The following is a 14,521-nucleotide window of genomic DNA, read 5'->3' as shown; positions in this document are numbered from 1 at the left end:
ACATAATAAAAACGTAAAGCGGGGCTTGATGATGATGAGGCAACCGAGCAATCCGGGGCAACCTGTTCCTGTTCAATTGAGCTTTGACGATAAATGGGCGATCGTCATCGCCTGCGACGCGAGCTATGACGGACAGTTCGTCACCGCCGTGAAGACGACCGGCATCTACTGCCGGCCCTCCTGCAGATCGCGGAAGCCCAAGAAGGTTAATGTGGCATTTATGGAGACGAACGAACAGGCCGAACAAGCCGGTTATCGCGCCTGCAAGCGATGCCAGCCGGAGGTGGAGCGGGCGCCGCAGGAGGAGCTGGCCTCCCGGATCATCGGGTTTTTGACGGAGCATCATAAGCGGAAGCTGGCGCTGCAGGATTTGGCCGACTATATCGGGATGAGCGCTTATTATTTGGAGAGGCAATTCAAGCAGACGACCTCGCTGACGCCGCGGGCTTATCTGGAGAAGCTGCGGATCGGCAAAGCCTGCGCGCTGCTGGCAGATACGGAGCTGACGCATCTGGAGATTTGCTATGAAGTCGGCTTCCGCAGCCCCTCGAGCTTCTACAAGGCGTTCAGCCGCCATATGCTGTGCGCGCCAGGCGAGTACCGGGAACGTCGAAGGCGGCTTGGGCCGGAAAGGAGTGCGGAGAACGGATGAGTCTCTTTACAATATCGGACGGCGAATCCCGGGTAAATATCGTCCCGCCGCAGCCGTTCAACTACGAGGAATGTCTGGTGTTTCTCAGCCGTTCTGCGCAGGAGGTGCTGCATCAGGTAAAGGACGTGTATGTGTACAAGCTGATGAGTCCGCCTCCGCCGCATCGGGTGGAGCCTGTGCTGCTGCGCATAGGCTGGGAGCCGGCGGAGGCTGTGATTCGCATCGAATTTCCGCTCGGAGTCCCGTCCCGTACCGTTCGGGAGGAGGCCGGGCGGCATGTGTGCGACTGGTTCGACCTCGGCACGCCGCTGGCCGGCTTCGACGACCTGCTGCGCAGCGATCCGGTGTTGAGCCGGCTCCCTTCTTCATACAGAGGCTTGCGGATTATCGGCTTTCCCGATCTGTTCGAGGCGCTTAGCTGGGCCGTGATCGGACAGCAGATCAATCTCGGCTTCGCCTACACATTAAAGCGGCGGTTTGTGGAGCGGTTCGGAGCCGAGCTGACGCATGGAGGGCAGACGTACCGGCTGCATCCGGACTGCCGGGTGATCGCAGAGCTGGAGCCGGCCGAGCTGACGGCGCTTCAGTTCACCGGGCGCAAGGCGGAATATGTGATCGGCATCGCCAGGGCGATGGCGGAGGGAGAGCTGAGCCGGGAGCGCCTGCTGCAGCAGGAGCAGGCCGAAGCGCAGCAGACGCTGCTGGCGCTGCGGGGAGTAGGGGCCTGGACGGCCGACTATGTCCGGATGAAATGCTTGCATCATACGGATGCATTTCCCATCGCGGATGTGGGGCTTCACAATGCATTGAAGGTGCTGCTTGGCTGGGAGCGCAAGCCGACGGTGGAGGAGATTCGCCGGATGGCGGAGCTCTGGAGGGGCTGGGAAGCTTACGCTACTTTTTATTTATGGAGGACGTTATATGTCTGATTATACGGCTGTTGCTGCGCTGGAGTACGCTTTCTCCCCTTGGCATGGTGGATATCGTCGGGACCGAACGCGGAGTCAGCTCGATTTTATTCCGCAGGGGGAAGGAAGCCGATACGGAAACTATTAATGAAGCTCTAACGGAAGCTGCTTCGGAAGTTTTTTCGGAAATTTTTGTGGGAGCCTCCTTCAACGTCTCTTCTAAATCTTTTTCTGCAGCGGAAACGGTGAGCGTGGGTGGAAGTTCGACTTCCGGTCAAATACTGGAGCCGGACGACAACCTGGCGTCCGTTCCCCGGGCGCTGCTCGTATGCCGCGAGGAGCTGGACGGCTATTTCCGCGGTCTGCGGCGCAGCTTTACTTTTCCTTATGTATTCGCGGGCACTCCCTTCCAGCAGTCAGTCTGGCGGGCGCTTATGGAAGTTCCGTACGGCACGACGATTTCCTATAAAGAGCTGGCCGCGGCCGTCGGACGGCCCGATGCCGTGCGCGCCGTCGGCCATGCCAACGGCAGAAATCTGCTGAGCATCGTCATTCCGTGCCACCGGATTATCGGCTCCAATGGCAGCTTGACCGGTTATGCGGGGGGGCTGCACCGCAAGGAATGGCTCCTTCGTCTGGAAAGGGACGGGGCTCCGCCTCAATCATAAGCCAGAATCGATGGCTGATCCTCCGTCCCTGCTTGTGGTGAATCGATTCGCTCCGCTTATGGGTAATAGTCTAGAAAAAACAGAGGGAGCGATTCGCATATGGAAGCGATCAAAGTAGGAATAGCCGGGACAGGCTTCTCGGCCATGGCGCATCTCGAGGCGCTGCGCCGCATTCCGGGCGTGAAGGTGTGCGGGATTGCCGCCAGCTCGCTGGAGAAGGGCGAGAAGGTGGCCAAGGAAATGAATATTCCCAAAGCTTATGCCTCCTGGGAAGAGCTGGTGCAGGACCCCGAGATTCAGGCCATCCATAACTGTACGCCGAATGTGCTTCACTACAAGATCAACCGGGCTGTGCTTGAGGCAGGCAAGCATCTGCTGAGCGAAAAGCCGCTTGCGGTGGATAGCGGGCAGTCCGCCGAGCTAATCCGTCTGGCGGCGGAGTCGGAAGCGGTCAGCGGGGTCTGCTTCAACTACCGGCATTATCCGATGGTTTCGCAGATGAAGGAGATGCTGCAGACCGGCGAGCCCGGGCGCGTGCATCATGTCATCGGCGGCTATATGCAGGATTGGCTGCTGTTCGATACCGACTACAGCTGGCGTCTGGATACGGATATGAACGGGCCTTCCCGGGCCGTGGCGGATATCGGCTCGCACTGGTGCGACACGGTGCAGCATGTGCTGAACAAGCGGATCACCCAGGTGATGGCCGACCTGCAGACGGTGCATCCGGTCCGCTATCGCCCTAAGGGCAGCGTGGAAACTTTCGCCGGCAGCGGCGGGCAGAAGGATACCGAGCCGTTCGCGGTCAGCACGGAGGACTACGGCAGCGTGCTGATCCACCTGGAGGACGGCGTGCGCGGCGTATTCACGGTATCCCAAGTAGCGGCCGGGCGCAAGAACCGGCTGAGCTTGGAGATTTCGGCGGAATTTTCTTCGATGGCCTGGGATCAGGAGAATCCGAATACGCTGTGGGTCGGCAAACGGGAGACGGCGAGCGAGGACTGGTCGACAGATCCGGCGCTTCTGCTGCCGAAATCCGCCGCGATGACGCATTATCCGGGAGGCCACCAGGAGGGCTGGCCGGACGGGCTCAAAAATTTATTTATCGATTTCTATGCCAAGGTGGAGGATCGCAGCCGCAAAAGCTCCTTCGCCACGCTGGAGGACGGTCACCGGATCGTCAAGCTGGTCGAGGCTATCCTGCGGAGCCACCGGGAGCAGAGATGGGTGCGGGTGGAGGAGTAGAATGTGAGCGTGCGCGCGGGGCGAGTCGGGGTTATCCCCTGAGCTCCGGCGCACGCACGGGAATGCGTACATCTTAAGCATATAAAAGAAACCTGCAAACCTGCAGGTTTCTTTTGCTTCCCGGAGCGGGAGCGCGCGGCGGAGGAGGTTGTTAGCGAACCGTCGCCTGCAGATGCTCTTCCAGACGATCCCAGGTTTCGGTGATTCCTTGCTGCATCCCCATATCAATGACAGTCTGGAGCGATTCCTCGGAAGCGTATTGGGCTTGGCTGATTACCTTGGTGCCGCCTTCATGAGCGGTGAAGGTCATCGTAACTTCGGTGGAAGGCATTCCTTCCGCTTCATTGCCTTCGGCATCTGAGAAATAGTCGACGTAGACGAATTTCTCCACAGGATAGATTTCCTTGTAGACCGCTTTACCCCACGATTCCATACCGTAGAAATCTCCCTGATTCTCATCCATGCACTTCATGCAATAATGCCAGACGCCTCCCGGGCGGAAATCGACGTTGCATACGGTGAGCGTCCAGCCGCGGGGACCCCACCACTGCTTCAGATGCTCGGCTTCGGTAAAAGCCTGAAATACGAGCTCCGGCGGCGCTTGGAAAACACGCTCCATCGTTAATACGGAACCATCAACAGTGAATTGCATAGCTTGTGTCATCATACATTCCTCCTAAAATTATGAATGAGAATCGGGCGGGTGGTTCTTGGCTTGAAGCTTCTGCAGATAAATATCCAGGTTGTCAAATCGTTCGTTCCACAGGTTCAGATACGGCTTGAGCCAGGCATCCAGCTCACGGAACGGCTCTCGGCGAAGCCGGTAATTCCGCCGGTTGGCGACGGCTTCCACCTCGAGCAGACCGGCCTCCAGCAAAATGCGGAGATGCTTGGAGGCTTGAGGCTGGCGAAGATCGAGGCGTTCGGCGATCTCTCCTACCGTCAGCGGCCCGCCGCGCAGCAGCTCTACGATGCTCAGGCGATGAGGCTCGGCTAAGGCGCTGAATATGTGGGTATCCATGAGGATAACGGACCTTTGACGCGACCTGGATGTCTGCCTGATGCGGGTACGGCACCCGGTATAACTGGATTAAGCATCATCTGGGGCCACCTCGTTTCTGTTGCTTGCCTTTCTGTGAATTGAATATACCATGATTGGAATATTCCCGTCAAGGAATATTTAAAAAGAAATGGATTGGAGTTAAGAGCAGAACATGCGTTTAGATCGAACCTCCCGCCGGGCGGCGGAATAAGCTAATGTACATAGGAGCTAAAAATAGGAGATGAAAAGTCGGAATATTCGGAAATAAAATCCGTCACTGCAACGAAAAGGAGGCGGCTGGCATGACCGGCTCGGAGGACATTATCCGCGAGACAAACCGTTACGGCGCTGCCAACTATGAACCTCTCCCTATCGTCATTGCCAGAGGAGAAGGGGTTTGGGTGGAGGACGCGGAGGGCAGCCGGTATTTGGATATGCTGAGCTCTTACTCCGCGCTGAACCATGGGCACCGGCATCCCCGAATCATGCGGGCGCTCCTCGAGCAGGCGGGGAAGGTGGCGCTGACCTCGCGCGCGTTTCATCACGAGCATCTGGGGCGGTTTTATGCATGGCTTCACCGGTTAACCGGCAAAAGCCGGTTTCTGCCGATGAACACGGGGGCCGAAGCGGTGGAAACGGCGATCAAGGCGGCCAGGCGATGGGCTTATCGGGTGAAGGGAATTCCGCCGGACCAAGCGGATATTATCGTCTGTGAAGGCAACTTCCACGGGCGGACGCTGGCCGCCACTTCGATGTCGACCCACGATGCGTACAAGGACGGCTTCGGTCCGTTCCTGCCCGGCTTCACGGCCGTGCCTTTCGGAGATGCCGAAGCGCTGCGCCGGGCCATTACCCCGCATACGGCCGGCTTCCTGATTGAGCCGATCCAGGGAGAGTCCGGCATTGTCATTCCGCCGGACGGCTATCTGAGCGAAGCCGCCGCCATCTGCCGGGCCCAGCGCGTGCTGCTGATAGCCGACGAAATTCAGACGGGCCTTGGCCGCACGGGCCGCATGTTTGCATGCGACTGGGAAGGCGTGACGCCGGATATGTATGTGCTCGGCAAATCGCTGGGGGGCGGCGTGCTGCCCGTCTCGGCCATAGCGGCGGATGACGACGTGATGCAGGTGTTCGATCCGGGCTCGCACGGCTCGACCTTCGGCGGCAATCCGCTGGCCTGCGCGGTCGCGGCCGAAGCGATGCAGGTGCTGGAAGAGGAAGGGCTTGCCCGGCGGGCCCTGGAGCAAGGCGGCTATTTGCTGGAGCGGCTGGAGCCGCTTCGGAAGCTTCCGTGGGTGAAGGATATCCGGGGCCGCGGCTTGTTCATCGGCGTGGAGCTGACCGGTCCTGCGCGTCCCTACTGCGAGCTGCTGATGCGCCGGGGCCTGCTGTGCAAGGAAACGCATCAGACCACGCTGCGGCTTGCGCCGCCGCTGATCATCGGACGGCAGGAGCTGGACTTCGCCGTGGAGCGTCTGCTGGACGCGCTCGCAGCCGAGCTTCCGATTACCAAGCTGGGAGGAGAACAACCATGATTCCTTATACCCCTGAACCGTTAACGGATTACAACAACCCGTCCGAGAAGCAGAAGCTGGCGCAAGCGCTGGGACTTGTCCGGTCCCGGCTGGGCCGGCATTATCCCGCCTTGATCGCCGGCCGGTCTTATGATACGAAGCGGCGGATCGTATCGCTCAATCCGGCTCGGAAGGAGGAGGTCGTCGGGGAGACGGCCAAGGCCGACCTGGCGCTTGCCGAGCAGGCAGTCGCTGCTGCGCACGCGGCCTTTCCGTCCTGGTCGCGGGTGAAGCCCGAGGTGCGGGCCGACTATTTATTCAAAGCCGCCGCCTTGATGCGCCGGAGCAAGCATGAGTTTTCCGCCTGGATCATGCTCGAGTCGGGGAAAACATGCGCAGAGGCCGACGCGGATACTGCGGAGGCGATCGATTTCATGGACTATTACGCCCGGCAGATGCTGGAGCTGACCGGCCGCGGGGCTTCGCAGCTCGTCCGTATGCCCGGCGAGCGCAATCAGCTCGTCTATCTGCCTTTGGGCGTAGGCATTATTATCCCGCCATGGAATTTTCCGCTCGCGATTCTCGTCGGGATGACGACGGCCGCTATCGTGGCGGGGAATACCGTCATCGTCAAGCCGTCGAGCCAGACGCCGGTCATCGCCCGGAGGTTTATTGAGCTGCTGGGCGAGGCGGGACTGCCGGATGATGTGGTTCAGTTCCTGCCGGGCAGCGGCGGGGAGATCGGGGATTATCTGGTCGCCCACAAGCATACGCGATTCGTGTCGTTTACCGGCTCCAAGGAGGTGGGCATTCACCTGCATGCGCTCTCCGCCCAGGTTCAGCCGGGCCAGCTGTGGTTGAAGCGATTCGTAGGCGAGATGGGCGGCAAGGATGCGATCATCGTGGACCGGGACGCCGACCTGTCGGCCGCCTCCGCCGGTATCGTGGCCTCGGCCTTCGGTTATGCGGGGCAAAAATGCTCGGCCTGCTCCCGCGCGATCGTGCATCGGGAAGTATACGCCGAGGTGCTGGAGCGCTGCCGGGAGCTGACAGAGGCGCTGAAGCTGGGAGATCCGCTTGATCTTGCCACCGATTTGGGACCGGTAATCGACAGCTCCGCCTTCGCCCGGATCGTATCCTATGTCCGCCTCGGCCAGCAGGAGGGCAGGCTGGTGAGCGGAGGTCAATATGACGATTCCGCGGGGTATTACATCGCCCCGGCGATCTTCGCGGATGTGGCTCCCGACGCCCGGCTTATGCAGGAAGAAATATTCGGTCCGGTGCTGGCTTTCGCCCCGGCCTCTTCGATGGAGGAGGCGCTTTCCATGGCCAATTTGTCCGAATACGGGCTGACCGGGGCCATCTATACGAACAACCGGAGCTGGATCGAACGGGCCAGGGAAGACTTTCATGTCGGCAATCTGTATATCAACCGCAAATGTACGGGGGCTACGGTAGGCGTGCATCCGTTCGGAGGCTTTCAGATGTCGGGGACGGATTCGAAGGCGGGAGGACCCGACTACCTGCTGCTGTTTACGCAGCCGAAGCTCATCTCGGAGAAGCTGTAGATATCTCTCTGACAGCTGGCCGGGAAGCGATGCGCATGGAGAGGAGGAGCGCGTATGGGGATGGACGGCTGGTATCGCAGAGCAGTACTTAGGGCGGCGGATCGGGAGCCGGTGCGCAGACTGCTGGAGAGCCGGGGAATGGGCTGGGGAGTCGAGCGCTTCGTCGCCGGGCATACGCTGCAGGAGGCGTTGGAGCAGGTCCGCCGCCTACAGGACCAGGGCCTGCTCGTTACGCTGGATCTGCTCGGGGAAAGTGTGCGCGAACGGGCGCAGGCGGAAGAGGTGTGCCGCGCCATCTTGCATATGCAAGATGAGATTCGCAGGCTGGGGCTGCAGGCGCATGTATCGCTGAAGCTGTCGCAGCTGGGCCTGCTGATCGATGAGGCTGTATGCGCCGAGCAGATGGAGCAGATTGCCGGTCGGGCAGCGGCTCTCGGTCAATTTGTCCGCATCGATATGGAGGACTCTTCCTTGACGGCCCCTACGCTGGAGCTGTTCGAGCATCTGCTGTCCAGGCACGGGAGCGGCCATATCGGAGTTGTCATCCAATCGTATTTGCGGCGATCCTATAACGATGTTGACCGTCTGACGAAGCTGGGCGCCAACCTGCGCATTGTCAAGGGCGCGTACCGGGAGCCGCCGGCTATCGCCTATCCGGATAAACGGGATGTGGACGCCGCTTATTTGCGGCTTGTGCAGCTTTGCCTCGACCGGGGAACTTATGTAGCGGCCGCTACGCATGACAGCCGTCTGATCCGGGAGATCATCCGCCGTATTCACAGCAGCGGAATTACGCCGGACCGCTTCGAATTCCAGATGCTGTACGGCATAGCGGGTGCGCTTCAGCGGCAGCTGGCCGGCGAAGGCTACCGGGTCCGTATATATACGCCTTACGGGGAGCAGTGGTATCCGTATTTCTCCCGCCGCATCGCGGAACGTCCGGCTAATCTGTGGTTTGTCCTCAAAAACCTGCTGCGTCCTTAAAAGTCCAATAGAAGTCCGGTGACCAAGAGGCCGGAGAGTTGACGGGGAATCTGAACAGCGACTGGAAGCTCCGGTCGGCCGCAGGCCTGCGCGTCGTTGATGGACGTCTAAAGCCGGGACTTTTTGGATGCCGCATGCGGCGGCTCAGGAGAACACCAAGCAAAGGAGGCTGAACCTATGAATCCGCAGCTGAACCGTCATATCTCCGTGTTGGGCGTGCCGATGGACCTGGGCGCCGACCGCCGCGGTGTGGATATGGGCCCAAGCGCGATCCGCTGCGCGGGCCTTGAGCAGAGGCTGGAGGCGCTCGGCTATCAGGTGGCCGATGAAGGGGACCTGCTGGTCAGACGGGCGAAGCTCCATCCGGCTGTACCGGATTCGAACCTGAAGTATTTATACGAAATTGTCCGCGTGAATGAAGAGCTGTGCGAACGCGTAGCCGGCATCATTTCCTCCGGCCGCTTCCCGCTCGTCATCGGAGGCGATCACAGCATCGCGATCGGAACGTTGGCGGGGGTCGGACTTCATTACCGCAGGCTGGGCGTTATCTGGTATGACACGCATGGCGATGCCAATACGGCGGAAACGTCGCCTTCCGGCAATATTCACGGAATGCCGCTGGCGTCGGCGCTAGGCCATGGGCATCCGCAGCTGATCTCGCTCGGGAGCGGTCAGACCTCCCTCCGTCCGCAGAATGTGGTCATCGTAGGGGCGCGATCTCTAGACCCGGGGGAGAAGCTGTTTCTCAAGGAGCAGGGCATCCGCGTTTATACGATGCGGGACATCGACCGCCTGGGGATGGCGGAGGTCATGGAGCAAGCGCTCGCCCAGGCCGCTCACGGCACGGATGGCGTTCATCTGAGCGTGGACCTCGACGCGCTGGACCCTTCGTTCGCTCCCGGGGTGGGCACGCCGGTGCCGGGAGGGATCAGCTACCGGGAAAGCCGGCTCGCAATGGAGCTGCTTTCGGATGCGGGAGTCGTGGTCAGCGCAGAGTTTGTCGAAGTAAATCCGACGCTGGATGTACGCAATTCGACGGCCAAGGTCGCCGTCGACCTGATAGGCTCCTTGTTCGGGGAGCGCATCTGCTGAACTGGGCAGATTGAAGGGCGGGAGAGCGCTTGCTGCTTCCCTGTCCGTATGCGGTGCGCGCTCTTTGCGGCGGATGCAGCCGAATCAGACGAGGGATAGCTTCGAACTTCGAAAACCCGGGTTTACTCGGGGAGCCGCTACACACCGGATCGGGGTCGAGACGGGCGTCCCTATAAATGCCAGGAGCGGCGTGTATAAGAGGGGTGTTAAACTGGTATATCATTCCAGTATGATGGGTAACCTATGTACTGAAAATTCAGTTTTGAAACGTGGAGGTTTGCATGAAGGACCATCTCATTATTTTGTTTAGAAGTTTTTCGGCGTTCATAATCCTAATGATAATTGCGAGAGCATTAGGAAAGCAGACCCTTTCAAACATGAACTTTCACGAATTCGTTACCGCGGTCATTTTGGGAGCTATAGCGGCCAACTTTGCATTTAATGAAAAAATAGAAGTTGCCCACCTATTAATAGCCCTGTCTGTCTTTACAATTACTTCTTTTATTTTATCCAAGCTTTTTTTGAAATTCAGAAAATTTAAAATGTGGACAGAAGGAACACCCACCGTTCTCATAGAAGGAGGGTTAATTCTGGAAGATAATATGAAGAAAAATAATATGACATTGGATTCTTTGAACGAACAGCTTCGCCAGAAAGAGATTTTCAATATAGAGGATGTGGAGTACGCTCTTCTTGAGATTAACGGCAAACTATCTGTTCAAAAGAAAAAGGAGCTACAGGCAGTAACTTTAAAGGACCTACAGTTGAAGGCTGGTAGAGACGAAAAATACCCAATTGAGCTTGTGATCGACGGACAACTTTTGAAGGACACTTTAAACTCTAACCATATCCCCGAATCCTGGATTCTGTCCCAACTGAAGGCTCGCGGCAAAAAGTTAGAGGACGTATTCTACGCCGTAAAAGGCAGCAACGGTCAACTTTATGTGGATGAGTATAAGGATGATATTAAACATCCCATTGATGTGGAATGACGGGAAGACCCTGTAGATGCTGCGGGAGCCGGGTAAGTCCGCCGAAGCGATCTCCTACCTGTGGATCTACCGAACCGGGCGCAGCCTATTGCGGTTTTCCACGACTAGCAGAAGAACCGGGGCGACGAGATCCGCGGAGCTTTTGTCGGGATTTACGAGCTACCTGAACGTGGAGGGCTACTCCGGCCATTACTAGGTCACCAGGGTAAAACTCTGTCCGAAGTTGCCCATGATTTTGTACGGCGGCGGTGCCGCTCGCTCGGGGAGCTTGAATAGCTTACTCGCAAGCGATACCAATCTATTCGTAATATGTTACAGGCTTAGGGCGTCCGACATGAAAGTTGCCAGCTTGTCCATCTGATTCAAAGTGCTTTAATCGACTCACCAAGCTCGCTCGTTAGCAGCGTTCTTACAGCGATGCTTCTTTAAGTCACGTTCAACCACAAATAATTGATTAAAGGGCAATGTACGCATTTCAACAATAGGCATATGATGGAGTATTTAGAGTGGAGGTAATAAAAATGATGCATGCTGTGCCTCAAGCATTCATGAATCCAACGTATCCCTATTACTCTTGGCAACTATATCAGCCTTATCGTTCACACCTATATCCTCAGTATGGAATGACTTATCCACCGGTGTATCCGCCCTACTATGTCCATGAGCGGTTCAGTTCCTGGCACGGGAAGGAAATTAAGGACTATGGAAAAGAACCCTTTGTAGTCAACATCGAGCAAGTAACGAAACAAAACAACACGTACCGTACTGCTATATGGACGGGTGAGCATTTCCAAGTAACGGTGATGAGTATCCCTGTAGGAAGCGATATAGGGTTAGAGGTCCATCCGAATACAGATCAATTTATTAAAATTGAAGAGGGACAGGGCCTTGTCCAAATGGGCAACTCCAGAGACAGGCTTGATTTTGAGACTAAAGCCCAAGAGGGCTACGCTATTATGATTCCTGCGGGAAAGTGGCACAATGTGACCAACACTGGAAATACGCCGTTAAAAGTATACGTCATTTATGCCCCGCCACAACACCCCTTTGGCACAGTTCATCTGACAAAGGCTGATGCTATGGAATCCCATTAGCAGTAATAATATTCGTATTGGATTATTTAAATTGGCTGCAGAGAGGAATCGGCTGCCGTTTACTGGCTGCCGGTTCTTCTTTTTATATGTATTAGTTCTGACCGCTTCCTTGTGGACAAGAGGGAATGCAAGCGGTCATCCCATGATTCGCAGAATAGGATTCAGAGTGCAGGAACGGGAAGGAACAATGAGCCTTTCTTGTGAACCATTCGCAAATTGTTACTGGCTGCTGCAAGATGACGTGATCATTTGAACGGTATTTCCATAAGAAGAAGACCGGTTTAGGCTTACAGCCTACTCGGTCCTCTTAGTGTTCGGTTCAAAGGGAGACTTGTCTGAAGATATGTTTCTATGCCTTCCATGGTCCATTTACCCGTTCAGCATGGCTGCCTGTCGCTTGTAATGATCCTCCACTACCATGCAGGCCATGGCTTCAATGACCGGTACGACGCGGGGGCAGATGCAAGGGTCATGTCTGCCTATCGTTGCGATCTCCCGTTCGTTGCCGTTCTCGTCGACGGTTGTTTGCGGTACGGAGATGGATGAGGTCGGCTTGACGACAACTCGGAATAGGATATCTGCTCCTGTGCTGATCCCCCCGATGATTCCTCCGGCATGATTCGTCCGAAATCCCTTTGCGTCCATCTGATCGTTATGTTCGCTTCCTAGCATCGTCGCCGCTTGAAAACCCGCACCGAATTCGATGCCCTTGATCGCGCCGACAGACAGCATGGCCTTGGCCAGCTCTGCGTCCAGCTTGTCAAACACAGGCTCCCCAAGCCCCGCTGCTATGCCGCTGATCCGGCATTCCACGATTCCTCCGCAGCTGTCGCCCTTGGCAGCTAATTGTTCAATCCGCTCGGTCATGCGTTCCGCCGCCACGGGATCACATGCCCGCACAGGGTTGCGCTCGACAGCATCGGGGTCGAATGTCTCGCAGCGGATGCCGCCGATCTCGGTCGTGTAGGCCTGTACTGTGACGTTCCGCCGTTCCAGCAGCTTGCGCGCCACGGCTCCAGCTGCTACTCGTGCGGCCGTCTCCCTTCCCGAAGCCCTGCCGCTTCCGCGATAGTCACGCAGCCCATACTTCTTCTCATAGGAGAGATCGGCATGCCCGGGGCGGTACATAAATTTGATGTCATCGTACGCCGAAGGACGCATATCGGTGTTGTTCAGCATGATGCATAGCGGCGTACCGGTCGTTCGGCCCTCGAAGATGCCTGACATGATGCGGATTTTATCATATTCCTTACGAGGCGTGGTGACGGAAGATTGCCCCGGCCTTCTGCGGTCCATCTGAATTTGGATGTATGCCTCGTTAAGCTCGACACCCGGCGTGACTCCTTCCACGATGACGCCTACCGCTTCTCCGTGCGATTCCCCAAACGTGGTCATTTTCAACCGTTCTCCGAACGTGCTTCCTGACATGTGCCTTCACCCTTACTCCCTAAGTTTTCTTCTCCTTTAGTTTAAAGGTATTTCTGAAATAAATGAAATAGTGATTTTTAATCTTTGTCATAGAGAGTATTGATGGCAATGCCGAGGTAGTTTTAGGGATGCTGCCAAACTGACGTGTTTACATAGCCTACGTCGTAACCAGACCCCTTTTCGAGGGAACATTTTTTTGGGGGAGGATACGCATGGACATCATCAAGAAACAGCATGACGTTGATGCACATCGGGGTGCCGGTGCTTTGCGAGCATGAAAATGGCACTTGCCTCTTTTCTTCAGATTAGGTATATCACCGGCGCGTTTTCTATGAAACTCAATATGATATAGAAAGGAGGTGAGAAGCAGCTATGAGTATTCAGTTCAGCAATTTGATTCAAAACGGCGACTTTGAAACAGGGGTATTAACTCCATGGCTAGGTGAAAATGCAGCGGTAAGCAGCTTTTCAGCCAAGAAAACCAATTTCTATAGCGCATTGCTTGCGGGCGGAGCGCTCTCGTCGAGTATTTCCCAGTATATTTTTGTTGTGCCTAACGAGAGCTACGCACTGTCCGCTTCTATTACAAAGCTTTCTAGCTTACCGAACGCTCAAGTTAACATTTACTTGTTTTACTTTGATGGAAGTCTCAATTATCTTTCCACAGGTATCTCCACTTCTCTAAGCGCAGGTTCGCTGCCTAACGGGGCTAACGGCACATGGCAGGACATTTTCGTACTGACAACCCCTGTTCCTAGTAATGCGGTGTATGCGCAGATGATTATTCAAAAGGTGGCGCAAGCCGGTACTGCCGACTTGGCTATCGATGAAGTTGTTCTGCTGCGAGCCAGCTCTGACATGGGCGCTATTGGGCCTACGGGTCCTGCGGGACCTACAGGTGCAACAGGAGCAACAGGAGCAACTGGCGCAACGGGGGCAACTGGCGCTGGAGCAACGGGAGCAACAGGAGCAACAGGAGCAACGGGAGCAACGGGAGCAACAGGAGCGACAGGAGCAACTGGCGCTGGAGCAACAGGTGAAACAGGAGCAACAGGTGCAACTGGCGCAACCGGGGCGACTGGAGCGACAGGAGCAACTGGCGCTGGGGCAACAGGTGAAACAGGAGCAACAGGTGCAACTGGCGCAACAGGAGCGACGGGAGCAACTGGCGCAACCGGGGCGACTGGAGCGACAGGAGCAACTGGTGAAGCAGGAGCAACCGGCGCAACAGGAGCGACAGGCGAAGCGGGAGCAACCGGCGCAACAGGGGCGACAGGCGAAGCGGGAGCAACTGGCGCAACCGGGGCGACTGGAGCGACAGGAGCGACAGGAGC

The 14,521-nt window shown here is 56.8% G+C and carries 15 protein-coding genes; 12 read left to right on the top strand and 3 right to left on the bottom strand.

Annotated elements, in window-relative coordinates:
- Positions 1-34: 34 nt before the first annotated feature.
- From BLR08_RS29890 to BLR08_RS29875, 4 genes are all read left to right on the top strand, one after another.
- Positions 35-652 carry a bifunctional transcriptional activator/DNA repair enzyme AdaA gene (locus tag BLR08_RS29890; protein WP_072338263.1) on the top strand — a complete coding sequence of 206 codons (618 nt, stop codon included), beginning with the start codon at positions 35-37 and terminating at the stop codon, positions 650-652.
- On the top strand, positions 649-1,581 hold the full coding sequence (locus BLR08_RS29885; protein WP_072338249.1) for a DNA-3-methyladenine glycosylase family protein: 933 nt from the start codon (positions 649-651) through the stop codon (positions 1,579-1,581). The genes BLR08_RS29890 and BLR08_RS29885 overlap by 4 nt, the downstream gene beginning before the upstream one ends.
- A 257-nt stretch (positions 1,582-1,838) precedes the next feature.
- Complete coding sequence (locus BLR08_RS31965; RefSeq protein WP_256257863.1) at positions 1,839-2,228, top strand: methylated-DNA--[protein]-cysteine S-methyltransferase; 390 nt, start codon at positions 1,839-1,841, stop codon at positions 2,226-2,228.
- A gap of 99 nt (positions 2,229-2,327) precedes the next feature.
- Positions 2,328-3,473: a Gfo/Idh/MocA family protein gene (locus tag BLR08_RS29875; protein WP_072338250.1), complete on the top strand. Its 1,146-nt coding sequence runs from the start codon at positions 2,328-2,330 to the stop codon at positions 3,471-3,473.
- A gap of 151 nt (positions 3,474-3,624) precedes the next feature.
- Here the strand turns inward: BLR08_RS29875 and BLR08_RS29870 are convergent, their stop codons facing one another.
- Together BLR08_RS29870 and BLR08_RS29865 are read right to left on the bottom strand one after the other, a co-directional pair.
- Complete coding sequence (locus BLR08_RS29870; RefSeq protein ID WP_072338251.1) at positions 3,625-4,140, bottom strand: SRPBCC family protein; 516 nt, start codon at positions 4,138-4,140, stop codon at positions 3,625-3,627.
- A gap of 15 nt (positions 4,141-4,155) precedes the next feature.
- Complete coding sequence (locus BLR08_RS29865) at positions 4,156-4,494, bottom strand: ArsR/SmtB family transcription factor (RefSeq protein ID WP_072338252.1); 339 nt, start codon at positions 4,492-4,494, stop codon at positions 4,156-4,158.
- Positions 4,495-4,817: 323 nt separating this feature from the next.
- On the opposite strand from BLR08_RS29865, the gene rocD reads away from it, so the two are divergent.
- The 7 genes from rocD (at position 4,818) to BLR08_RS29830 (ending at position 11,759) form a co-directional block, all read left to right on the top strand.
- Positions 4,818-6,050, top strand: coding sequence for an ornithine--oxo-acid transaminase (gene rocD, locus BLR08_RS29860; RefSeq protein WP_072338253.1), 1,233 nt, complete (start codon positions 4,818-4,820; stop codon positions 6,048-6,050).
- Positions 6,047-7,597 carry an L-glutamate gamma-semialdehyde dehydrogenase gene (pruA, locus tag BLR08_RS29855; RefSeq protein WP_072338254.1) on the top strand — a complete coding sequence of 517 codons (1,551 nt, stop codon included), beginning with the start codon at positions 6,047-6,049 and terminating at the stop codon, positions 7,595-7,597. The genes rocD and pruA overlap by 4 nt, the downstream gene beginning before the upstream one ends.
- Positions 7,598-7,651: 54 nt before the next feature.
- Entirely contained in the window at positions 7,652-8,581 is a 930-nt protein-coding gene (locus BLR08_RS29850) for a proline dehydrogenase family protein (RefSeq protein ID WP_083537586.1), read from the top strand.
- A gap of 177 nt (positions 8,582-8,758) precedes the next feature.
- A complete protein-coding gene (gene rocF / locus BLR08_RS29845) occupies positions 8,759-9,673 on the top strand; it encodes an arginase (RefSeq protein ID WP_072338255.1) in 915 nt (304 codons plus the stop codon).
- Positions 9,674-9,954: 281 nt separating this feature from the next.
- Complete coding sequence (locus BLR08_RS29840; RefSeq protein WP_072338256.1) at positions 9,955-10,665, top strand: DUF421 domain-containing protein; 711 nt, start codon at positions 9,955-9,957, stop codon at positions 10,663-10,665.
- A gap of 16 nt (positions 10,666-10,681) precedes the next feature.
- On the top strand, positions 10,682-10,861 hold the full coding sequence (locus BLR08_RS29835; protein ID WP_072338257.1) for a transposase: 180 nt from the start codon (positions 10,682-10,684) through the stop codon (positions 10,859-10,861).
- A gap of 328 nt (positions 10,862-11,189) precedes the next feature.
- Positions 11,190-11,759: a cupin domain-containing protein gene (locus BLR08_RS29830; RefSeq protein ID WP_083537589.1), complete on the top strand. Its 570-nt coding sequence runs from the start codon at positions 11,190-11,192 to the stop codon at positions 11,757-11,759.
- Between the two features lie 369 nt (positions 11,760-12,128).
- On the opposite strand, the gene aroC is transcribed toward BLR08_RS29830, so the two are convergent.
- The gene (gene aroC, locus BLR08_RS29825; protein WP_072338258.1) at positions 12,129-13,187 is read right to left on the bottom strand and encodes a chorismate synthase; all 1,059 of its coding nucleotides are present in this window, start codon (positions 13,185-13,187) and stop codon (positions 12,129-12,131) included.
- A gap of 372 nt (positions 13,188-13,559) precedes the next feature.
- On the opposite strand from aroC, the gene BLR08_RS29820 reads away from it, so the two are divergent.
- A partial coding sequence (locus tag BLR08_RS29820; protein ID WP_090586630.1) for an NTTRR-F1 domain occupies positions 13,560-14,521 on the top strand: 962 nt, incomplete at its 3' end.

Source organism: Paenibacillus sp. cl123, assembly GCF_900101595.1.
Taxonomy (GTDB): domain Bacteria; phylum Bacillota; class Bacilli; order Paenibacillales; family NBRC-103111; genus Paenibacillus_G.
This window is presented reverse-complemented; position numbering and strand designations above follow the sequence as displayed.